Annotated in this window: 1 pseudogene; it reads right to left on the reverse strand. The window is 39.9% G+C overall.

Annotation, left to right across the window (positions count from 1 at the left end):
- Positions 1 to 31: 31 nt before the first annotated feature.
- Positions 32 to 268: pseudogene (locus KVT27_RS24825) on the reverse strand (DUF4956 domain-containing protein); the annotation flags it as partial.

Here is a 268-nt window from a genome sequence, read left to right on the forward strand (position 1 = left end):
GGTTTCTCATAAATCATCTACCTCTCTGATTTTAATTATCTGTCGCAGTCGGACTCATCGTTAACGTAATATCCAAATTGCCGTTCCGGCACCGGATCGCATCGAGGAATTCTTTCTGATTCGTCAAATGATCGATCGTGACCATATACACCAGCTCATACAAGCTTCCCAGCTCTGTTGTCTTTACTTTTCTAAGTTCATAAGCGATGTTAAATTTCTTGAAAATTTCATCAAAAGCTTCTTCATACCCGAGATTTTCCGGGATTGT

Source organism: Lysinibacillus sp. GbtcB16 (assembly GCF_019091145.1).
Taxonomy (GTDB): Bacteria; Bacillota; Bacilli; order Bacillales_A; family Planococcaceae; genus Lysinibacillus; species Lysinibacillus fusiformis.